The sequence below is a fragment of the Leifsonia sp. GW821-FHT13C09 genome, assembly GCF_058806435.1.
In genome coordinates this window covers 120,529-139,804 of sequence record NZ_JBXAPS010000001.1, presented here as the reverse complement: position 1 = coordinate 139,804, position 19,276 = coordinate 120,529, and the positions used below count along the sequence as shown (strand labels likewise).

General features: G+C 70.6%; 18 protein-coding genes and 1 other RNA gene. 10 read left to right on the top strand and 9 right to left on the bottom strand.

Annotated elements, in window-relative coordinates; translation table 11 throughout:
* The first annotated feature begins 137 nt into the window (after positions 1-137).
* The gene (gene lipA / locus AC1ROW_RS00675) at positions 138-1,100 is read left to right on the top strand and encodes a lipoyl synthase (protein ID WP_493018330.1); all 963 of its coding nucleotides are present in this window, start codon (positions 138-140) and stop codon (positions 1,098-1,100) included.
* Between the two features lie 120 nt (positions 1,101-1,220).
* Entirely contained in the window at positions 1,221-1,919 is a 699-nt protein-coding gene (locus tag AC1ROW_RS00670) for a DUF4191 domain-containing protein (protein WP_493016966.1), read from the top strand.
* A gap of 112 nt (positions 1,920-2,031) precedes the next feature.
* On the opposite strand, the gene AC1ROW_RS00665 is transcribed toward AC1ROW_RS00670, so the two are convergent.
* On the bottom strand, positions 2,032-2,457 hold the full coding sequence (locus AC1ROW_RS00665; RefSeq protein WP_493016965.1) for an RDD family protein: 426 nt from the start codon (positions 2,455-2,457) through the stop codon (positions 2,032-2,034).
* 172 nt (positions 2,458-2,629) lie between these two features.
* Between AC1ROW_RS00665 and glnA (AC1ROW_RS00660) the strand changes: the two genes are divergently transcribed.
* The gene (gene glnA, locus AC1ROW_RS00660) at positions 2,630-4,054 is read left to right on the top strand and encodes a type I glutamate--ammonia ligase (protein WP_345834753.1); all 1,425 of its coding nucleotides are present in this window, start codon (positions 2,630-2,632) and stop codon (positions 4,052-4,054) included.
* Between the two features lie 131 nt (positions 4,055-4,185).
* Positions 4,186-4,695 (top strand): hypothetical protein, encoded by a 510-nt coding sequence (locus AC1ROW_RS00655; RefSeq protein WP_493016964.1) that lies wholly within the window; start codon positions 4,186-4,188, stop codon positions 4,693-4,695.
* Position 4,696: 1 nt separating this feature from the next.
* Here the strand turns inward: AC1ROW_RS00655 and AC1ROW_RS00650 are convergent, their stop codons facing one another.
* Positions 4,697-6,034, bottom strand: a complete 1,338-nt coding sequence (locus AC1ROW_RS00650) for an LCP family protein (RefSeq protein WP_493016963.1) — start codon at positions 6,032-6,034, stop codon at positions 4,697-4,699.
* 276 nt (positions 6,035-6,310) lie between these two features.
* Here AC1ROW_RS00650 and AC1ROW_RS00645 point away from each other — a divergent pair, with 276 nt between their 5' ends.
* Positions 6,311-6,622: a YciI family protein gene (locus tag AC1ROW_RS00645; RefSeq protein ID WP_493016962.1), complete on the top strand. Its 312-nt coding sequence runs from the start codon at positions 6,311-6,313 to the stop codon at positions 6,620-6,622.
* A 60-nt stretch (positions 6,623-6,682) separates the two neighbouring features.
* Here the strand turns inward: AC1ROW_RS00645 and AC1ROW_RS00640 are convergent, their stop codons facing one another.
* The 4 genes from AC1ROW_RS00640 to glnA (AC1ROW_RS00625) all read right to left on the bottom strand — a co-directional run bounded on the left by AC1ROW_RS00640 (position 6,683) and on the right by glnA (AC1ROW_RS00625) (position 11,716).
* Positions 6,683-6,979 carry a HigA family addiction module antitoxin gene (locus tag AC1ROW_RS00640; RefSeq protein ID WP_493016961.1) on the bottom strand — a complete coding sequence of 99 codons (297 nt, stop codon included), beginning with the start codon at positions 6,977-6,979 and terminating at the stop codon, positions 6,683-6,685.
* A 25-nt stretch (positions 6,980-7,004) separates the two neighbouring features.
* Positions 7,005-7,286, bottom strand: coding sequence for a type II toxin-antitoxin system RelE/ParE family toxin (locus tag AC1ROW_RS00635; RefSeq protein ID WP_493016960.1), 282 nt, complete (start codon positions 7,284-7,286; stop codon positions 7,005-7,007).
* A 61-nt stretch (positions 7,287-7,347) separates the two neighbouring features.
* Complete coding sequence (locus AC1ROW_RS00630; RefSeq protein WP_493016959.1) at positions 7,348-10,371, bottom strand: bifunctional [glutamine synthetase] adenylyltransferase/[glutamine synthetase]-adenylyl-L-tyrosine phosphorylase; 3,024 nt, start codon at positions 10,369-10,371, stop codon at positions 7,348-7,350.
* A 7-nt stretch (positions 10,372-10,378) separates the two neighbouring features.
* Positions 10,379-11,716 (bottom strand): type I glutamate--ammonia ligase, encoded by a 1,338-nt coding sequence (glnA, locus tag AC1ROW_RS00625; RefSeq protein ID WP_493016958.1) that lies wholly within the window; start codon positions 11,714-11,716, stop codon positions 10,379-10,381.
* A 92-nt stretch (positions 11,717-11,808) separates the two neighbouring features.
* Between glnA (AC1ROW_RS00625) and panB the strand changes: the two genes are divergently transcribed.
* Positions 11,809-12,660, top strand: a complete 852-nt coding sequence (panB, locus tag AC1ROW_RS00620) for a 3-methyl-2-oxobutanoate hydroxymethyltransferase (protein ID WP_493016957.1) — start codon at positions 11,809-11,811, stop codon at positions 12,658-12,660.
* Between the two features lie 70 nt (positions 12,661-12,730).
* Here the strand turns inward: panB and AC1ROW_RS00615 are convergent, their stop codons facing one another.
* Positions 12,731-12,943, bottom strand: a complete 213-nt coding sequence (locus AC1ROW_RS00615) for an SPOR domain-containing protein (protein ID WP_493016956.1) — start codon at positions 12,941-12,943, stop codon at positions 12,731-12,733.
* A gap of 12 nt (positions 12,944-12,955) precedes the next feature.
* Between AC1ROW_RS00615 and map the strand changes: the two genes are divergently transcribed.
* The 4 genes from map to AC1ROW_RS00595 are packed head-to-tail and all read left to right on the top strand — an operon-like array spanning position 12,956 to position 18,011.
* On the top strand, positions 12,956-13,822 hold the full coding sequence (gene map / locus AC1ROW_RS00610; protein ID WP_493016955.1) for a type I methionyl aminopeptidase: 867 nt from the start codon (positions 12,956-12,958) through the stop codon (positions 13,820-13,822).
* A gap of 45 nt (positions 13,823-13,867) precedes the next feature.
* Positions 13,868-14,683: a polyphosphate--glucose phosphotransferase gene (ppgK, locus tag AC1ROW_RS00605; RefSeq protein ID WP_493016954.1), complete on the top strand. Its 816-nt coding sequence runs from the start codon at positions 13,868-13,870 to the stop codon at positions 14,681-14,683.
* 50 nt (positions 14,684-14,733) lie between these two features.
* Entirely contained in the window at positions 14,734-17,298 is a 2,565-nt protein-coding gene (locus tag AC1ROW_RS00600; protein WP_493016953.1) for a DUF4118 domain-containing protein, read from the top strand.
* Entirely contained in the window at positions 17,295-18,011 is a 717-nt protein-coding gene (locus tag AC1ROW_RS00595) for a response regulator (protein WP_493016952.1), read from the top strand. Before AC1ROW_RS00600 ends, AC1ROW_RS00595 begins: the two co-directional genes overlap by 4 nt.
* A gap of 110 nt (positions 18,012-18,121) precedes the next feature.
* On the opposite strand, the gene rnpB is transcribed toward AC1ROW_RS00595, so the two are convergent.
* Together rnpB and AC1ROW_RS00585 are read right to left on the bottom strand one after the other, a co-directional pair.
* Positions 18,122-18,491, bottom strand: an RNA gene (rnpB, locus tag AC1ROW_RS00590) — RNase P RNA component class A.
* A 42-nt stretch (positions 18,492-18,533) separates the two neighbouring features.
* Positions 18,534-19,268, bottom strand: coding sequence for a zinc ribbon domain-containing protein (locus tag AC1ROW_RS00585; RefSeq protein ID WP_493016951.1), 735 nt, complete (start codon positions 19,266-19,268; stop codon positions 18,534-18,536).
* Positions 19,269-19,276 lie beyond the last annotated feature (8 nt).

Sequence of the window (19,276 nt, the reverse complement as noted above, 5' to 3'; positions counted from 1 at the left end):
ACGCCCGGACCACCGAGACCCCGACCACCGGCCCCCAGGCCACCGGTCCCCAGGCCACCGGTCCCGCCCCCACCGGACCCCAGGCCGCCGCTCCCCAGGCCGCCGGACACCATGCCACCGCTCCCCAGGGCCGCCGCATGCTCCGCCTCGAGGTCCGCAACGCGCAGACCCCGATCGAGCGCAAGCCCGCCTGGATCAAGACCAAGGCGAAGATGGGCCCCGAGTACCGCCAGCTCCAGAACCTCGTGAAGTCCGAGGAGCTGCACACGGTCTGCCAGGAGGCCGGCTGCCCGAACATCTACGAGTGCTGGGAGGACCGCGAGGCGACCTTCCTGATCGGCGGCTCGCAGTGCACCCGGCGCTGCGACTTCTGCCAGATCGATACCGGCAAGCCCGCCGAGTTCGACAGGGACGAGCCCCGTCGCGTCGGCGAGTCGGTCGCGAAGATGGGCCTGCGATACTCCACGGTGACCGGCGTCGCGCGGGACGACCTCCCCGACGAGGGCTCCTGGCTGTACGCGGAGACGATCCGCGAGATCCACCGGCAGAGCCCCGGCACGGGCGTCGAGATCCTGGTGCCGGACTTCTCGGGCAACCCGGAGTACCTGGGCGAGGTCTTCTCAGCGCGCCCGGAGGTGTTCGCCCACAACGTCGAGACGGTCCCGCGCATCTTCAAGCGCATCCGTCCGGCGTTCCGCTACGAGCGCTCGCTCGACGTGATCACGCAGGGCCGCCACGCCGGGCTGATCACCAAGTCCAACCTCATCCTCGGGATGGGCGAGGAGCGCGAGGAGATCAGCCAGGCCCTGCGCGACCTGCACGACGCCGGCACCGACATCATCACGATCACGCAGTACCTGCGGCCGAGCCCGCGCCACCTCCCGGTCGCACGCTGGGTGCACCCGGACGAGTTCGTCGAGCTCAAGCAGGAGGCCGAGGAGATCGGGTTCCTCGGCGTGCTGTCCGGCCCGCTGGTTCGCTCGTCGTACCGCGCGGGACGACTGTGGGCGCAGTCGATGGCGGCCAAGGGACGCGAGGTCCCGGCCGAGCTCCAGCACCTCGCCGACGCGTCAGCGGGCTTCGCCCAGGCCGTCTCCTGACGCCTCCCCGCACGCCGATCCGGGAGGCCGCGCGACCGTCTGAGCGCGGCCTCCCGATCGGCGCTACGCCTGCCGTGAACAGGTCATCCGGGGGCCGGTCGAGCCGGTATCCTTGTCTCTATGGCACGTAAGGACAAGTCCACCAAGGAGCCCGGTCGGCTGAAGCAGATGTGGCAGGTCTTGCAGATGACCCGCCGCTACGACGACCGCGCGCTGCTCTACATCGTGGGCGGAGTCGTGCTGCCGATCCTCGCGGGCATCGCGGTGGCAGTGTTCCTGTCGGGCGGCAACGTCTTCACGATGGTCCTCTGGATCGTCGCGGGCGTCCTCGCCGGCGTGCTGCTGGGCCTCATCATCCTCGGCCGTCGCGCCGAGCGGGCCGCCTACTCCCAGATCGAAGGCCAGCCGGGCGCGGTCGGCGCGGTGCTGCGCAGCTCGCTCAAGCGCAGCTGGCGCGGCTCGGAGATGCCGATCGCCGTCAACGGCAAGACCCAGGACGCGGTCTACCGTGCCACGGGCCGCGGCGGCGTCGTGCTGATCAGCGAAGGCCCCAAGACCCGCACCCAGCGGATGGTCGACGAGGAGCGCCGCAAGATCAACCGCGTGCTGCCGAACGTGCCCGTCACGGTCATCTCCGTGGGTCCGGACTCCGACTCCGTGCCGCTGCACAAGGTCCCGCGCACCCTGGCCAAGATCAAGCCGACCCTCACCAAGGCGGAGGTCATCGCGATCAGCAACCGCCTCGCGTCGCTCGAGAACGCGATGCCGATCCCCAAGGGCGTCGACCCGATGAAGGTGCGCGCGCAGCGGGCGCGCTGATCGACTTCCGCTGACGTCGTCGGCGCTTTGTGGCGCCTGCGTGGAAGGCGCGCCTGCGACGAGTGCGCCCGCGCACGGCACGCAGCGCTGGCGCGCAGGACGAGCGCCCTGACTAGGCGCGGATGAGGACGGTCCCGGCGACCTTGTCGTGGAACCCGCGCTGGTCCGAGTCCCACACCAGCGCCGGGATCACGATGCACAGCAGCACCGTGCGGACCACTGGCCGCCATACGCCGACCCAGCCGCCGGCGAGCGCGACCACCCGCATCCCGAAGATCCGGTGCCCGATGCTGCCGCCGATCGTCGGGATGAACACCACCTGCATCAGCGCGAAGATGCCGATGTTCGCCCACGAGTCGTAGTGGAAGAACGCCAGGGAGATCAGCGACGCGAGCGCCCAGTCCACCACGATCGCGCCGAGGCGGCGGCCGAGCCGCCCGACCGACCGCGGGCCTGCCTCCGGGAGGCCGAGTCGCTCGCCCGGGTAACGGCTGGGGGCGAGGTCGCCGAAACGGGACGGAGGGGTGTTCTGCGGCACCCTCCGAGTTTACCGGTCGGGCCTGACCGCTCCCCGCGGGCCGCCCGTGCAGGCAGCGGACGGCGTAACATGCCGGAAACATTTGCGTCACCGGAGGGAAACGGCCTCCCCCTACCGTGTAGCTTGGGCTGCACGCGCAGTCCATCACCGCCAGCCATTGGGAGTCCTCCGTATGTTCCGTGATTCTTCCGAGGTGCTCAAGTACATCAAGGACACCGACGTCAAGTTCCTTGATATCCGCTTCACCGATCTGCCCGGTGTGCAGCAGCACTTCAACATCCCCGCAGCGACCGTCGACGAGGAGTTCTTCTCCGTCGGCCAGCTGTTCGACGGTTCCTCGATCCGCGGCTTCGCGTCGATCCACGAGTCGGACATGCAGCTCATCCCGGATGTGTCGACCGCCTACATCGATCCGTTCCGCGCCGAGCGCACGCTGATCATGGTCTTCGACATCTACAACCCCCGCAACGGCGAGATCTACGCGAAGGACCCTCGTCAGGTCGCCAAGAAGGCGGAGAAGTACCTCGCCTCGACGGGCATCGCGGACACGGCGTTCTTCGCACCAGAGGCCGAGTTCTACATCTTCGACGACGTCCGCTACGAGGTGAAGCAGAACTCCAGCTTCTACGCCGTGGACTCCGAGGAGGGCGCCTGGAACTCCGGCCGCGTCGAAGAGGGCGGCAACCTCGGCAACAAGACTCCGTACAAGGGCGGCTACTTCCCGGTGAGCCCGGTCGACAAGCAGGCCGACCTGCGCGACGACATCTCGCTGAAGCTGATCGACGCCGGCCTCATCCTGGAGCGCGCGCACCACGAGGTGGGCACCGGCGGCCAGGCCGAGATCAACTACCGCTTCGACACGATGGTGCACGCGGCGGACGACATCCTGAAGTTCAAGTACATCGTCAAGAACACGGCCGAGCAGTGGGGCAAGACCGCGACGTTCATGCCGAAGCCGCTCTTCGGCGACAACGGCTCGGGCATGCACACCCACCAGTCGCTGTGGAACGACGGCAAGCCGCTGTTCTACGACGAGGCCGGCTACGGCGGCCTGTCCGACATCGCCCGCTGGTACATCGGCGGCCTCCTCAAGCACGCCCCGGCGGTGCTGGCCTTCACGAACCCGACGGTGAACTCGTTCCACCGCCTGGTCCCCGGCTTCGAGGCCCCGGTCAACCTGGTCTACTCGGCCGGCAACCGCTCGGCGTCCATCCGCATCCCGATCACGGGCACCAACCCGAAGGCCAAGCGCATCGAGTTCCGCGCGCCGGACGCCTCGGGCAACCCGTACCTCGCGTTCGCCGCCCAGCTGATGGCGGGCCTCGACGGCATCAAGAACCGCATCGAGCCGCACGAGCCGGTCGACAAGGACCTCTACGAGCTCCCGCCCGAGGAGGCCCGGAACATCCCGCAGGTCCCGGCGTCGCTGGGCGAGGCCCTCGACGCGCTCGAGGCCGACCACGACTTCCTCACCGCAGGCGGCGTGTTCACCCCGGAGCTCATCGAGACCTGGATCGAGTACAAGCGCGAGAAGGAGATCAAGCCCCTCGCGCAGCGCCCGCACCCGTTCGAGTACGAGCTGTACTACGGGGTCTGAGCCTCGGCTGGTCGTGGAAGGGCCGCATCCCCTCGGGGTGCGGCCCTTCCCGCGTCCACGATGCGTTACCGCCCTCGCGCGGCTACGGTTGTCCCTGTGCCCGCGATGGAGCAGGTGACGGAGGGAGTCGTATGGCCGACAGGAACCTGAACGAGGTGCTCGAGGAGGTCGGGATGAGGCTCTCCTCGCCGGCCTGGATGCGCATCCGCAGCGATGACCGGGCCGAGTGGTTCGGGCACTTCGTCAGCGGCATCGCTCTCGCGGTCGGGCTGCGGCCGATCGAGCATCTGGACTCCGGCGTGCGCATCGACGACGCCGGGGTGTTCTCCGGCAAAGTCGTCGTGTTCACCGACAAGACCATCGTGTTCGCCGACGCCGCGGGGCGCAGCGCCGAGCCGTACGATGTCGAGACCGTCGTCGTCGCGCGGCCGCGCGCCGGGCTCGCCCAGCTGACGATCTCGGACGCGAACTCGGCGTTCCGGCGCGACCTGTTCGACCCGTGGCCCGGCGACTTCACCGTGACCGCGGAATGGTCCTACGGGACGAAGGTGACCTTCCCGCTGAGTCCGATCGAGACCGACGACCATCGGGCCCGCTTCAGCGCGCTCTATGCCGCGCTCATCGACGCGCTCGGCGAATAGCTCACTTCACGCAGGGCACTCCCCCGGACGGCAGCGGCGCCGTCGGGTCGGTGTAGGTGCCGTTCGGGCCGGCCGGCTTGGAGGCCGTCGGGGACGGGGAGGGCGCAGGCGCGGTCGCCGTGGGCGTGGGAGCGGTCGCTCCCGGTGTCGCCGTCGCCGTCGGCGTCGCCGCCGCGGCGCCGGGGTTCAGCAGCTGCTGCACCACCGCGTGGATCTGGTTCGGGTCGACGAGGTTGACGTCCTTGCCGTCCTTCACGCCGTAACCGGTGATCGGCAGCGTCGTGAAGGTGATGTTGCCTCCCGCCAGGTGCTGCGCCTCCGACGCGAAGCTGAGGAGGTCGAAGCCCGAATCGAGGGCAATGTTCTGCTTCGCCGCCGAGATCAGGGACTCCAGCGTCGCCGGGTTGGCGAAAGTGTCGGCCTTCTTCAGCTTCGTCGCGAGCGAGACGATGAACGCCTGCTGCCGGCGCTCGCGGTCGAGATCGGTGAAGTTCAGGGCGGGGTTGTTCTCGTCGCGGCGCTGGCGGACGAAGCTCACGGCTTGGGAGGCCGAGAGCTGCTGGACGCCGGCCTTGAAGTCGGCTCCGGAGTACGGGTCCTTGGTGTCCTCGGCGATGCAGACGGTGACCGGCTGGACCGCCTGGGCCACCTGGTAGAACGCGGCCATCGTGACTTCGATGAAGTGGTCGATCCGCACGCCGCCCAAGAAGTCCGACACCGTCTGGATCTCCGTCTGGCGCGCGAACGTTCGCGCCTGCTGGTAGGCGTCGCTCTGCGCGACGCCGGCCTTCGTCAGCTCCGTCAGCTTCTGGTCGAGGGCGAGGCCGTACGCCTCCTTGATCTTCGAGTCGGACACGCCGTCCGGGCTCCCGGACAGCGGCGCGTAGTCGTCGCGCGGGATCGAGATGCCCACGGCCTTCTTGCCGCCGGCCGGGATGTGGATCAGCATCAGCACGTTCGCGTTGTAGCCGCCGTCGCCCTGGTTTCCGGCGTGCAGCGCGTTGTAGACGTCGGCCGGGAGCGCGTTGCCGTTCTCGTCCAGCCTGCTGTCGAGTCCCATGACGAGGATGTTGCTCTCGGCGACGTCCTTCTTCTTGCCGGCGCCGGGGAGGGTGATGTTCGAGCGGTGGAGGCCGTTCGACAGGTCCACGTACGAGTAGGCGGCGAACGCTCCGACGGCGACCGCGACGGCAGCGACCGCGCCGGCCACAGAGAGCAGGATCCGCTTGCTCACGGAGGAGCGGCTGCGCTGGGCGTGCGCGACGTTCCGGCGGACGGGCTCGGCGGCGCCGCGGTCGCCGTCCGGAAAAGCCGGGTCGGGCTGGCGGGGCGGGGTCATGGTCGGGTCTCCTCGAGGATGCGGGGCTGCTCGGACGCGCTCCGCGGCGCTTCGGGGGCGTCGCGGGTCGGGTGCACGGGTCGGGCGTACTGGGGGCCTCCCGATCGTCCCACCGAAATCCGCCGTGGTCAGCGGACGCCCGATGAACTCCCAGAAACCGCTGGTGATCGTCCGGATGAAAAGCTCGCCCGCGCTGTTCCCACGCGGGCGGCGCAGCACTAGATTCGGTGGCGCCCGGGCCGCACCGGCCCGTGCGCGAACGGAAGGAATCCGACGATGGCCCGCTACCTCCTCCTCTACCGCGCCGACCCCGAGGCGATGGCCTCGATGCCGGAGCCCACGCCCGAGCAGGCCGAGCAGATGAACGCCGCGTGGAACGCCTGGGCCCAGCAGGTCGGCGCCGGCCTCCTCGACTTCGGCGCGCCGACGGCCGCCGTCTCCGATGGCGCCGACCGCAGCGTCGGCGGCTACTCCCTCATCGAGGCCGCCGACGCGGACTCAGTGGAAGGCCTCCTCACCGGCCACCCGCACCGCGCGATGGGCGGCACCATCGACGTGTATGAGCTGACGCCTGTGCCCGGGATGTGACGACGAGCCGTCCAGGCCCGTGCGGTGCAAGCGGCGCGCGGGCCGGGACGGTCCGTGTGCTCAGCCGGCCAGCGGCACGATCTCGTCGAACTCGGCCCGGTGCGTGGCGAGGGCGAGCTCGATGTCGTGGTGCGCCTGCAGGTTGAGCCAGAACTCGGCCGTCGTCCCGAACGCCCGGGCGAAGCGGAGCGCCGTGTCCGGCGTGATCGCACGCTTTCCATTCACGATGTCCCCGATGCGTTGCGCGGGGACGTGGACGGCCTTCGCGAGCGCGTACTTCGTGAGCCCGAGCGGCGCCATGAACTCCTCGGCGAGGATCTCCCCGGGAGTGATCGGATCGGTGATCGCATCGGTCATCGTGCTACCTCCTTGCGTCTCGTGTTCAGTGATAATCGACGATCTCGACATCCGCCGGACCTCCGTCCGTCCAGGTGAAGCAGATCCGGAACTGGTTGTTGATGCGGATGCTGTATCGGCCGCTCCGGTCTCCCCGGAGCTTCTCGAGTCTGTTGCCTGGCGGCACCCTGCAGTCTTCGAGCACTGCCGCCGCGTTGAGCATCGCCAGTTTCCTTCGGGCGATCCGGTGGATATCGGGATGGATTCGCCGAGACGGCAGACCGAGCCAGACTGCCTCGGCGTCGCGGTCGACGAATGATTGGAGCATGGTCAACAGTAACGCGCCGCATTCATGAACGCAAGACGTTATTAACGCGTAGCGTTACTATTCACCCGGTCGGCGCCGGCCGTTGCGGCACGCCGTAGAACGCGCGCTCGAACACCGCCCGCGCGCGGCGGGTCACCGCCAGGTAGTCCTCCTCCAGCCGGCTCGCCGACCCCGGCGGGTACTCCAGGAGGCGGGCGACGCCCTCCAACGCGACCCGGTCGGCCGGGAGGACGTCGGCGGTCTTGTTGGTCCAGAGCGTCATCGCCGAGCGGGCCCGGGAGGCCAGCAGCCACGCGTCGCGGAGCTTGGCCGCATCGTCCTCCGCCACCAGGTCGTGATCGACGGCGACGGCGAGCGCATCCAGGGTCGACGTCGTGCGCAGTGCCGGGATCGCCGCGGCGTGTTGGAGCTGGATGAGCTGCACGAACCACTCCACGTCGCTCAGGGAGCCGCGGCCGAGTTTCAGGTGGCGGGCCGGGTCCGCGCCCTGCGGCAGGCGCTCGTTCTCCACGCGGGCCTTGATGCGCTTGACCTCGCGGACCTCCTGCTCGGCGATCGCGGCCGGGTAGCGGACCTCGTCGGCCACCGCGTCGAAGTCGGCGAGCAGTGCCTCGTCGCCCGCGACGCCGCGGGCGCGCAGCAGCGCCTGGGCCTCCCACGTGAGCGACCAGCGCTTGTAGTACGCGCGGTACGCGTCCAGCGAGCGGACCGGCGGGCCGTTCTTCCCCTCCGGGCGCAGGCCGATGTCGAGGTCGAGCGGAAGGCGGTTGTCCTCGGTCAGCCGGTTGAGGTCGGCGACGATCGCCAGCGCGGCCTTGTGCGCGACGTCCTGGTCGGCGGCGAGCGGGCGGAAGACGTACATCACGTCGAGGTCGGAGCCGAAGCCGAGCTCGCGGCCGCCGAAGCGGCCCATGCCGATGATCGCGAACTCCAGGTCGGCCGCGTCTCCCCGCTCGGCGCGGATCGCGGACAGGACGCCCTCGATCACGTTCTCGTTGACGGCGGTCAACCCGCGGGCCAGCTCCTCGATCGTGGCGAAACCGAGGATCGCCGAGAAGGCCAGGCGCAGCACCTCGCGGCGGCGCACGGCGCGCAGCGACGCGGCCGCGGTCGCCGCGGACTGGTGCCGGCCGAGGATCGCGGCGGTCTCCTCGCGCAGCATCTCCGCCGACCGCGGGCGCAGCTCCTCCTCCGACTCCAGCCACGCGACGGACTCCGGGATGCGGCCGAGCAGCTCGCCGGCGAACCGCGACCCGGACAGCACCCGGGTGAGCCGCTCGGCGGCGCCGGTGGAGTCGCGCAGCATCTTCAGGTACCAGTGCGTCGTGCCGAGGTCCTCGCTGAGCCGGCGGAAGGTCAGCAGGCCGTAGTCCGGGTCCGCCCCGGCGGCGAACCACTGCAGCAGAACGGGCAGCAGGTGGCGCTGGATGGTCGCCCGTCGCGAGACCCCGGCGGTGAGCGCGGCGATGTGGCCGAGGGCGCCGCGCGGGTCGCGGAAGCCGATCGCGGCCAGGCGCGCCTCGGCCTGCTCGCTGGTCAGCCCGGCTCCCCCGGTCAGCCCGGTGTCGTCGGTGGGCATTGCGGCGACGGCGCTGAGCAGCGGGCGGTAGAACAGCCGCTCGTGGAGGCCGCGCACGCGGTGCTTGATCGCGTTCCAGCGCACCAGCAGCTGCTCGGCGCTCGGCGCGAGCCCGGTGGCGCGGGCGAGGATGCGCACGTCGCCCTCGTCGCGCGGCATCAGGTGGGTGCGGCTGAGGTGGCGGAGCTGGAGGCGGTGCTCCATCAGGCGCAGAGTCCGGTAGTCCTGCGCGAACGCAGCGGCCTCGTCCCGGCCGATGTAGCCCTGCTGCGCCAGCGCGGCGAGAGCGGACAGCGTGTCGCGCTGGCGCACCCGCTCGTCGGTCTGGCCGTGGACGAGCTGGAGGAGCTGCACGGTGAACTCCACGTCGCGCAGGCCGCCCGGCCCGAGCTTGAGCTGGTAGGGGGTCTCGTCGTCCGGGATGTTGTCGGTGACGCGCTCGCGCATCCGCTGCACCGACTCCACGAAGTTCTCGCGGGAGGCGCTGCTCCACACCTTCGGCGCGAGCGCGGCGACGTAGCGCTCCCCCAGTTCGAGGTCACCGGCGAGCGGGCGCGCCTTCAGCAGCGCCTGGAACTCCCAGCCCTTCGCCCAGCGGTCGTAGTAGGCGATGTGCGACTCCAGGGTGCGCACGAGCGCGCCGTCCTTGCCCTCCGGTCGCAGGTTGGGGTCGACCTCCCAGAGGCCCGGCTCGATCGCGGGCTCGTGGATGCCGCGCTGCGTCAGCATCGCCAGCCGCGTTGCGATGTCCACGGCCCGGCCGGAGCTGAGCCCGGCCTCCTCGTCGCCCTCGGTGACGTAGATGACGTCGACGTCGCTGACATAGTTGAGCTCGCGCGCGCCGGCCTTGCCCATGCCGATCACACCGAAGCGGGTGGCGCGCACCTCGGCCTCGGGGAAGCGTCCCGGCCCGGTGCCGATCGTCTGCCGACGGGCCACCGCCAGCGAGGCCTCCAGCGCGGCGGCGGCCAGGTCGGACAACGCCGCGGCGACGGCGCCGAGCCCGGCGACCGGGTCATCCTGCTCGAGGTCGAAGCTCGCGATCTGCACCAGCCGGCGACGGTAGCGCACCCGGAGGGCGATCCGGGCGGCGTCGTCCTCAATCGCGGCGACGCCGTCCACCGCTCCTACGGCGTCGAGCAGGTCGGCGCGCAGCTCGCCGGCGGTCGGCAGCGCCGTGATCGGGTAGTCGAGCGCGCTCAGCTCGGCGGGCTGCCGGAGGAAGAACTCGGCGGCGCCCTCCGACGCGCCGATCACCCGGAAGACCCGGCGCGCGTCGTTCCGCGAGGGCACGTAGCGCGCAGTCTGCACCGGTGCGTGCCGTAGCAGCCGCACGGCCAGGGCGAGCGCGGTGTCGGGGTCGGCCGCCGCCGACAGCGCGGGCAGGAGGTCGTCGACGTCGAACCCGGTCAGCTCGACGAGCTCGTCCAGCTCGCCGCGGACCGAGCTGAGCCCCACGAAACCGGCGCGAGCCAGCGTCGTGAGGGAGAGCTGCTCGCGGGTCACGTGCGGATCAGAGGATCTCGAGGTTCGATCGCAGCTCGAACGGCGTCACCTGCGCCCGGTACTCCGCCCACTCGCGCCGCTTGTTCAGCAGCACGTAGTTGAAGACCGACTCGCCGAGCGTCTCGGCGACCAGTTCGGAGTCCTCCATCAGCGAGATGGCGTGGTCGAGGCTGGCGGGGAGCTGGCTGTAGCCGAGCGCGCGCCGCTCGGCGTCGGACAGCGCCCAGACGTTGTCCTCGGCCTCCGGCGGCAGCTCGTACTGGCCCTCGATGCCCTTGAGGCCGGCCGCCAGCATCAGCGAGAAGGCCAGGTAGGGGTTCGCTGCGGAGTCGATGGCGCGGTACTCGACGCGCGAGCTCTGGCCCTTGTTCGGCTTGTAGAGCGGGACGCGCACCAGCGCGGAGCGGTTGTTGTGACCCCAGCAGACGAAGCTCGGGGCCTCATCGCCACCCCAGAGCCGCTTGTAGGAGTTGACGAATTGGTTGGTGACGGCGGTGATCTCTGGCGCGTGCTTGAGCAGGCCGGCGATGAACTGGCGCCCGGTCTTCGAGAGCTGGTACTGCGCGCCCGCCTCGAAGAACGCGTTGGTGTCGCCCTCGAACAGCGACATGTGGGTGTGCATGCCCGAGCCGGGGTGGCCGGAGAGGGGCTTCGGCATGAACGTCGCGTAGACGCCCTGCTCGATCGCCACCTCTTTGATGACCGTCCGGAACGTCATGATGTTGTCGGCGGTGGTCAGCGCGTCGGCGTAGCGGAGGTCGATCTCGTTCTGGCCGGGGCCGGCCTCGTGGTGGCTGAACTCCACCGAGATGCCGAGGTCTTCCAGCATCCGCACCGAGCGGCGGCGGAAGTCGTGCGCCGTGCCGCCGGGGACGTTGTCGAAGTAGCCGGCCGAGTCCACGGGCTCCGGGCCCTCGTCGCCGAACGTCGAGGACTTGAGCAGGTAGAACTCGATCTCCGGGTGCGTGTAGAAGGTGAAACCGCGGTCGGCCGCCTTCTCCAGCGTGCGCTTGAGCACGTTGCGCGGGTCGGACACCGACGGCTGGCCGTCGGGCGTCGTGATGTCGCAGAACATGCGGGCGGTCGGGTCGATCTCCCCACGCCACGGCAGGATCTGGAACGTGGTGGGGTCGGGGTGCGCCAGCAGGTCGGACTCGAACGCGCGGGTCAGACCCTCGATGGCGGAGCCGTCGAAGCCGAGGCCCTCGGTGAACGCGCCCTCCACTTCGGCCGGCGCGATCGCCACGGATTTGAGCGTGCCGACCACGTCGGTGAACCACAGCCTCACGAACTTGACGCCGCGCTCCTCGATGGTGCGAAGAACGAAGTCGCGCTGCTTGTCCATCCTGCCCCTTTCGTCGGCCATTCCAGACTAGTGGCTCCGCGGGCGGAAACCCGCCCGATGACCGCCGCGGCCGCGTCACTAGACTGAGGCGCATGAGCGACCAGTCACCGGTGCCCTCCGTCCACCCGTCCACCCCGTCGATGGAGTCGCTGAAGCGGGTGCGGACCCGCCACTTCCAGTCGGCGAAGGAGGCGGGCGAACCGTTCACCGGGCTGACCAGCTACGACATGCTGACCGCCCAGATCTTCGACGAGGCGGGCATCGACTTCCTGCTGGTCGGCGACTCGGCCGGCAACAACGTCCTCGGCTACGACACGACGCTTCCTGTCACCGTGGACGACCTGATCCCGCTGACCCGCGCGGTCGCGAAGGCGGTCAAGCGCGCGTTCGTCGTCGCCGACATGCCGTTCGGCTCTTACGAGACGGGCCCGCAAGACGCGCTGCACACCGCCGTGCGGTTCATGAAAGAGACCGGGGCGCACGCGGTCAAGCTGGAGGGCGGGCAGCGCAGCGCCAAGCAGATCCGCCGCATCGTCGACGCCGGGATCCCGGTGATGGCGCACATCGGTTTCACCCCGCAGAGCGAGCACGGCCTGGGCGGCCACATCGTGCAGGGCCGCGGCGCAGGCGCCGAGCAGCTCCTCGCCGACGCCCAGGCGGTCCAGGAGGCCGGTGCGTTCGCCGTCGTGATGGAGATGGTGCCGGCGGACGTTGCCCGACGGGTCACCCAAGAGCTGCGCATCCCGACGATCGGTGTCGGCGCGGGCCCGCACGTGGACGGCCAGCTGCTGGTGTGGACGGACTGGGCCGGCTTCACGACGGGCCGCATCCCGCGCTTCGTGAAGCAGTACGCGGACCTGAAGGGCGCACTGTCGGAAGCAGCGCGCACCTACAAGTCGGAGGTGCAGGGCGGCGTCTTCCCCGGGCCGGAGCACAGCTTCTAGAACCCGCGAGTACGCGAATAATCAGCCGTAACCGGCCGAGTACGCAGACAATCCGCGTACTCGGCGGGTGCTAGCGACCCTCTTCGGCGTCCTCCTCGGCCCACTTGGCGCTGTTCTCGCGGAGCTTCTCGAGCGCGTGCTCGGCCTCCACGCGGGTGTCGAACGGGCCGACGCGGTCGGGGGCGGGCGAGAGGAAACCCTGCTCGACCTGGCCGGTCTTCATGTTGTACCAGTACTTGTGCTCGGCATCCTGCTGGATCCCGTAGTCGTTCTCGCCGGTCATAAGCTTGATCCTATGCCCAAGGATTCCGCCGGTCACCTGGTCCCGGGACGTGTCACCGCGATGCGCTCCGTCCCGTCGCGCATCCCGCGGCCGGAGTACGTCGGCAAGCCGGGTCCCACCCTCTCGGACCGCGGCGACGTCTACTCCCCGGCGGAGATCGAGCTGATCCGGGAGTCCGGACGGATCGCCGCGCGGGCCATCGAACGGGTCGGCCAGGCGGTGCGTCCCGGCATCACCACCGAGGAGCTGGACGCGATCGGCCACGAGTTCCTGATCGAGCACGACGCCTACCCGTCGACGCTCGGCTACCGCGGCTACCCCAAGTCCATCTGCAGCTCGGTCAACGAGGTGGTCTGCCACGGCATCCCGGACGACACGGTGCTCGCCGACGGCGACATCGTCAACATCGACATCACCGCCTACAAGAACGGCTTCCACGGCGACAGCAACCAGACGTTCATCGTCGGCACGGCGTCGCAGGAGGTCACCCTCCTGGTCGAGCGGACCAGGGAGGCGCTGAACCGCGGCATCAAGGCGGTCGCCCCAGGCCGCGAGGTCAACGTGATCGGCCGTGCCATCGAGTCGTACGCCAAGCGCTTCGGCTACGGCGTGGTGCGCGACTTCACCGGGCACGGCGTCGGCGCCGCCTTCCACTCCGGCCTGATCATCCCGCACTACGACGCCGCCCCCGCGTTCGACGACGTGATGGAGGTCGGGATGGTCTTCACCATCGAGCCGATGCTCACGCTCGGCACGAGCGACTGGGACATGTGGGCGGACGACTGGACGGTCGTCACACGCGACCGCAGCATCACGGCGCAGTTCGAGCACACCCTCGTGGTCACCGAGCGCGGCGCGGAGATCCTGACGCTGCCGTGAGCGGCGCGCTGCGGCGGGCCGCCGCCGCGGGGTAGATTCGACAGCATGAGCGCGCAGAACCACGCAATCGGGATCGACGTCGGCGGAACGGGCATCAAGGGGGCGCTGGTCGACCTCGACAGCGGCGAGCTGGTCAGCGACCGCATCAAGCTCCCCACCCCCGAGGGCGGCAAGCCGGACGACATCATCGAGACCACCTCCGAGATCGTGAAGCGGCTGGCCTCCGAGGAGCCGGACGCGCCGGTCGGCGTGTGCTTCCCCGCGATCGTCAGCCACGGCGTCACCCTCTCGGCCGCCAACGTGTCCAAGAAGTGGATCGGGCTGCACGCCGAGGAGCTGTTCGAGAAGGCGCTCGGCCGCAACATCCACTTCGTGAACGACGCTGACGCCGCGGGCTACGCCGAGACCCGGTTCGGCGCGGCGAAGGGCAAGGACGGCCTGGTCATGATGACCACGCTCGGCACCGGCATCGGCTCGGCGCTCATCTACGACGGCGTGCTGATCCCGAACGCGGAGCTCGGGCATCTGGAGATCGACGGCTACGACGCCGAGTCGCGGGCCGCCTACTCGGCGAAGGAGCGCGAGGACCTCTCCTGGGAGAAATGGGCGAAGCGCCTCCAGAAGTACTACTCCACCCTGGAGTTCCTGTTCACACCCGACCTCTTCATCGTCGGAGGCGGCGTCTCCAAGAACTACGAGGAGTTCCTGCCGCTCCTGGAGCTCAACACAGAGATCGTCCCGGCGGTGCACCGCAACAACGCGGGAATCCTCGGCGCCGCGGCACTCGCCGTCCGCGGCGAGCGGCGGGACGCAGGGGCCCGCGGACGGTCGGCGGAGGTCGGCGTCAGCCCCGACAACTAGCAGCAGCTCGGCCGCTGACCGGCCGACATCGAGAGAAGGATCGAGAGGCGATGGCGCGTGGCCACCTCCGGGTCATGCTCGGCGCGGCGCCCGGCGTCGGCAAGACCTACGCGATGCTCGAGGAGGGCAAGCGGCTGAAGGCCCTGGGCAAGGACGTGGTGGTCGCGGTCGTGGAGACCCATGGCCGCGCCGCCACCGCCGCCATGCTGGAGGGTTTGGAGGTCGTCCCGCGCCGCACGGTCGAGCACCGCGGAGTGGAGCTCACCGAGCTGGACCTCGACGCCGTTCTCGCCCGGGCGCCGCAGCTCGCGCTCGTGGACGAGCTCGCCCACACCAACGCGCCGGGCCCCGACGACGGATCACACAGCAATGCCAAGCGCTGGGAGGACGTCGAGCAGATGCTCGCCGCCGGCATCGACGTGATGTCGACGGTCAACATCCAGCACATCGAATCGCTGAACGACGTGGTCGAGCAGATCACCGGCGTGCAGCAGCGCGAGACCATCCCGGACGCCGTGCTGCGCCGCGCCGACCAGATCGAGGTGGTCGACCTCGCTCCGCAGGCGCTCCGCGACCGGCTCGCCGAGGGCGTGGTCTACCCGGCCGTGCGCGTGGACGCCGCCCTCTCCAACTACTTCCGGCTCGGCAACCTGACGGCGCTGCGCGAACTCGCGCTGCTCTGGCTCGCCGACGAAGTCGACAGCGCGCTGCAGCAGTACCGCGCCGAGCACGGGATCGCCGGCACGTGGGAGGCCAGAGAGCGCGTGGTCGTCGCCCTCACCGGCGGCCCGGAGGGCGAGACGCTGCTGCGGCGCGGCGCCCGGATCGCAGCGCGCTCGACCGGCGGCGAGCTGCTCGCCGTGCACGTCACCAGCCAGGACGGCCTCCGCGAGGCGAACCCCGGCGCCCTCGCGTCGCAGCGCGCGCTGGTGGAGCAGCTCGGCGGCAGCTACCACCAGGTGGTCGGCAGCGACATCCCGCAGGCGCTGGTCGAGTTCGCGCGCGGCGAGAACGCCACCCAGCTCGTCATCGGCGTCTCCCGGCGCAGCCGGCTGTCGGCGCTGCTGACCGGGCCGGGGATCGGCTCGACCGTGGTGCGGGAGTCCGGCGACATCGACGTGCACATCGTCACGCACTCCCGGGCAGGCGGACGCTTCTCCCTCCCGCGGCCGCGCGGCGGCCTCACGACGCGGCGGCAGGTCTACGGGTTCCTGCTGGCGCTGATCGGCGGCCCGCTGCTGACGCTGCTGCTGGTGACCATGCGCTCGGACCAGGCCATGACGGCCGACGTGCTCAGCTACCAGCTCCTGGTCGTCGTCGTCTCGCTGGTCGGCGGGATCTGGCCGGCGCTGTTCGCGGCGCTGCTCTCCGGACTGACGCTCGACTACTTCTTCGTCGCCCCGCTCTACACGATCACGATCGCCGAACCGCTCCACCTGCTGGCGCTGATCCTCTACCTGATCATCGCCGCGCTCGTCAGCCTGGTGGTGGACCAAGCGGCCCGGCGCACCCGCGCCGCCCAGCGCGCAGCGGCGGAGGCCGAGCTGCTGGCGACGGTCGCCGGCGGCGTCATCCGCGGCGAGGACGCGCTCCAGGCGCTCGTGACCCGCACGCGCGAAGCGTTCGGCCTCGCCGGCGTGCGCCTCCTGGACGGCGACGAGGTGGTGTCCACCGACGGCGAGCCCGTGGATTCGGCGCACACCCAGCGCATCCCTGTGGGCGGCCGCGGCACGCTCGAACTGTCCGGGCGCGACCTGGAGGCGGCCGACCGACGCCTGCTGGCGGCGATCGTCGCCCAGCTGGACGCGGCGCTGGAGCACCGCGAACTCGCCGCGACCGCGAGCGAGCTCGGCCCGCTCGCGGAGGCCGACCGGGTCCGCAGCGCGCTGCTCGCCGCCGTCGGCCACGACCTGCGCCGCCCGCTCGCCGCGGCGACCGCCGCCGTCACCACGCTGCGTCAGCGCGACCTCGTCCTCAGCGACGGCGACCGGGAGGCGCTCCTGGAGACGGCGGAGGACAGCCTGGACGGGCTCGCCACCCTGGTCACCAACCTCCTCGACGTCAGCCGGGTGCAGGCGGGCGTGCTCGGGGTATCGCTCGCGCCGACCGAGCTGGACGACATCATCCCTGCAGCGCTCGAAGAGCTGGGGCTCGGCCCCGCCAACGTGGAGCTGGACCTGGCGGAGGACGTCCCTCCCGTGCTCGCCGACGGCGTGCTGCTCCAGCGCGTGCTGGTGAACCTGCTGGGCAACGCCCTGCGGTTCTCGCCGGACGGCCGGCCTCCCGTGATCGCGGCCAGCGAGTTCGGCGGGACCGTCCAGCTGCGCGTGATCGACCACGGGCCCGGCATCCCCGGCGAGCGCCGCGAGGCCGTCTTCCTGCCGTTCCAGCGGCTGGGCGACACGGACAACGACACCGGGATCGGACTGGGACTCGCGCTCTCCAAGGGGTTCACCGAGGGGATGGGCGGCACGTTGGAGGCCGAGGACACCCCGGGCGGCGGGCTCACCATGGTGGTGTCGCTGCCGGCGGCGAATGCGCACCCCGCCGGCGCCGAGAGCCCCGCCGGCACGGAGAGCCCCGCCGGCACCGAGAGTACGGAGGAGACGCCATGAGGATTCTGATCGCCGACGACGACCCGCAGATACTGCGCGCCCTGCGCATCCTCCTCTCGGCGCGCGGCTACGACGTGCTCACCGCCCGCACCGGCGCCGAGGCGCTGACGCAGGCGGTGGAGCACCATCCCGACCTGGTCATGCTCGACCTCGGGATGCCCGAGCTGAACGGCGTCGAGGTGATCGAAGGGCTGCGCGGCTGGTCGACGGTCCCCATCCTGGTCGTCTCCGGCCGCACCGGCTCGGTCGACAAGGTGGACGCGCTCGACGCGGGCGCCGACGACTACGTGACCAAGCCGTTCGCGGCCGACGAGCTGCTCGCGAGAATCCGGGCGCTGACCCGACGTCAGTCAGGGCCGGCCGACGAGCCGGCGGTGCGGTTCGGCGACATCACCGTTGACCTGGCCGCCCACCAGGTGCTGAGGCGCACGGTCGACGGCGAGTCGCCGGTGCGGCTGACGCCGACCGAGTGGGCGATCCTCGAGGTACTCGTGCGCAACCCGCGCCGGCTGGTCACGCGCCAGTCGCTGCTCACGCAGGTCTGGGGTCCGCAGTACACGAACGACACCGGCTACCTGCGGCTCTACCTGGCGCAGCTCCGGAAGAAGCTGGAGCCCGTCCCCTCCACTCCGCGCTACCTCCTCACCGAGCCCGGCATGGGCTACCGCTTCACCCCCGACCCTGACCCCGACCCCGACCCCGACCCCGAGTAACCGCCGAGTACGCGGAAAGTCAGCCTGAAACGGTCGAGTACGCAGACAATTCGCGTACTCGCGAGGTGCCCGGGCGGGCGGGATCGGCGGGATCGGCGCGATCGGCGGAGGGAACGGGTCGGCCGATACGCCGGGTTCTGTCACGACGCTCGCGCGCCGCGGACGGCCATCTCTCTCGGGACGACGTCGCCGCCGCCCTCTAGCGGTCTACCCGGGGACGAGACGAGCAGCCTCATGGTCCCCTGTCTGACCTTGCTCCGGGTGAGGTTTACCCAGCCGGCCGGGTCACCCCGGCCGCTGGTGGTCTCTTACACCACCGTTTCACCCTTACCGCGCACTCGCGTGCGAGGCGGTCTGCTTTCTGTTGCACTTTCTCGCGGGTTGCCCCGGGTGGGTGTTACCCACCACCCTGCTCTGCGGAGCCCGGACGTTCCTCGGCGGCCCGCTCGCGCGGACCGACGCGACCGTCTGGCCGACCCGTTCCGGCCCCCACACTAGCGCACGGGCCCCAGCGCAAGGACCTCAGAGGCCGGACTCCTCGTTGCGGATCAGGATCGCGCCGCTGTCCGGGCAGAGCACCACGTCGTCGTCCGCCGCCCGGCGGATCTCCGCGAGGTCGGACTCGGTGAGCTTCACGTTCGATCCCATCGACACCCCGCGCAGCAGCAGCGCGGCGCCGACGCCGTACCGGGAGCGCTGCCGCTCGTAGAGCGCGACCAGGTCGGCGGGCAGCGCCCCGGCGATCGTGGCGCGGTCGCGGGCCAGGGCGTCGCGCTGGGCGCCGACCGTGGCGGCCTCGCCGTCGCGGGAGGCCTCCAGCTCCTGCACCCGGGCTTCCAGCTCGCCACGCTCGGCGTCGATGCCGGCCAGCGCCGCCTCCAGCCCCTCCAGTCGCTCCATGACCGTCAGCTCGATCTCCTCCAGGTCGCCCTGGCGCTTCGCGAGCGACGTGAGCTCGGCCTCCAGCGCCTGCACGTCCTTCACGGACGACGTGTGCTGCAGCCGCTCGCTGTCGCGGCGCGTTCGTGCCTCCACCAGCTCGACGTCGGACTCGATGCGCTTCAGTTCGGCGCGGGCGTCCTCCACCTCGCCGGTCGCGGCGATCCAGCGGGCGCGCAGGGCGTCCACTTCGGGCTGCAGCGCGGCGAGCTGGGCGGCCTGCGGGAGGTTGCGGACGGTGTGGTCGAGCTGGCTGAGCCGGGTGTCGGCGGCCTGCAGCCGGAGGAGCTCGTTCTGGTCGGCGGGGCTGGCTTTCATGCTGTGCT

Bases quoted from the DNA above. Each gene is read 5' to 3' on its own strand.
- AC1ROW_RS00635 (WP_493016960.1), bottom strand. From the start codon at position 7,286: ATGCTCCAATCATTCGTCGACCGCGACGCCGAGGCAGTCTGGCTCGGT.
- AC1ROW_RS00615 (WP_493016956.1), bottom strand. From the start codon at position 12,943: ATGACCGGCGAGAACGACTACGGGATCCAGCAGGATGCCGAGCACAAG.
- glnA (WP_493016958.1), bottom strand. From the start codon at position 11,716: ATGGACAAGCAGCGCGACTTCGTTCTTCGCACCATCGAGGAGCGCGGC.
- AC1ROW_RS00655 (WP_493016964.1), top strand. From the start codon at position 4,186: ATGGCCGACAGGAACCTGAACGAGGTGCTCGAGGAGGTCGGGATGAGG.
- panB (WP_493016957.1), top strand. From the start codon at position 11,809: ATGAGCGACCAGTCACCGGTGCCCTCCGTCCACCCGTCCACCCCGTCG.
- AC1ROW_RS00600 (WP_493016953.1), top strand. From the start codon at position 14,734: ATGGCGCGTGGCCACCTCCGGGTCATGCTCGGCGCGGCGCCCGGCGTC.
- AC1ROW_RS00585 (WP_493016951.1), bottom strand. From the start codon at position 19,268: ATGAAAGCCAGCCCCGCCGACCAGAACGAGCTCCTCCGGCTGCAGGCC.
- map (WP_493016955.1), top strand. From the start codon at position 12,956: ATGCCCAAGGATTCCGCCGGTCACCTGGTCCCGGGACGTGTCACCGCG.
- AC1ROW_RS00595 (WP_493016952.1), top strand. From the start codon at position 17,295: ATGAGGATTCTGATCGCCGACGACGACCCGCAGATACTGCGCGCCCTG.
- AC1ROW_RS00650 (WP_493016963.1), bottom strand. From the start codon at position 6,034: ATGACCCCGCCCCGCCAGCCCGACCCGGCTTTTCCGGACGGCGACCGC.
- ppgK (WP_493016954.1), top strand. From the start codon at position 13,868: ATGAGCGCGCAGAACCACGCAATCGGGATCGACGTCGGCGGAACGGGC.
- lipA (WP_493018330.1), top strand. From the start codon at position 138: ATGCTCCGCCTCGAGGTCCGCAACGCGCAGACCCCGATCGAGCGCAAG.
- AC1ROW_RS00670 (WP_493016966.1), top strand. From the start codon at position 1,221: ATGGCACGTAAGGACAAGTCCACCAAGGAGCCCGGTCGGCTGAAGCAG.
- AC1ROW_RS00645 (WP_493016962.1), top strand. From the start codon at position 6,311: ATGGCCCGCTACCTCCTCCTCTACCGCGCCGACCCCGAGGCGATGGCC.
- glnA (WP_345834753.1), top strand. From the start codon at position 2,630: ATGTTCCGTGATTCTTCCGAGGTGCTCAAGTACATCAAGGACACCGAC.
- AC1ROW_RS00640 (WP_493016961.1), bottom strand. From the start codon at position 6,979: ATGACCGATGCGATCACCGATCCGATCACTCCCGGGGAGATCCTCGCC.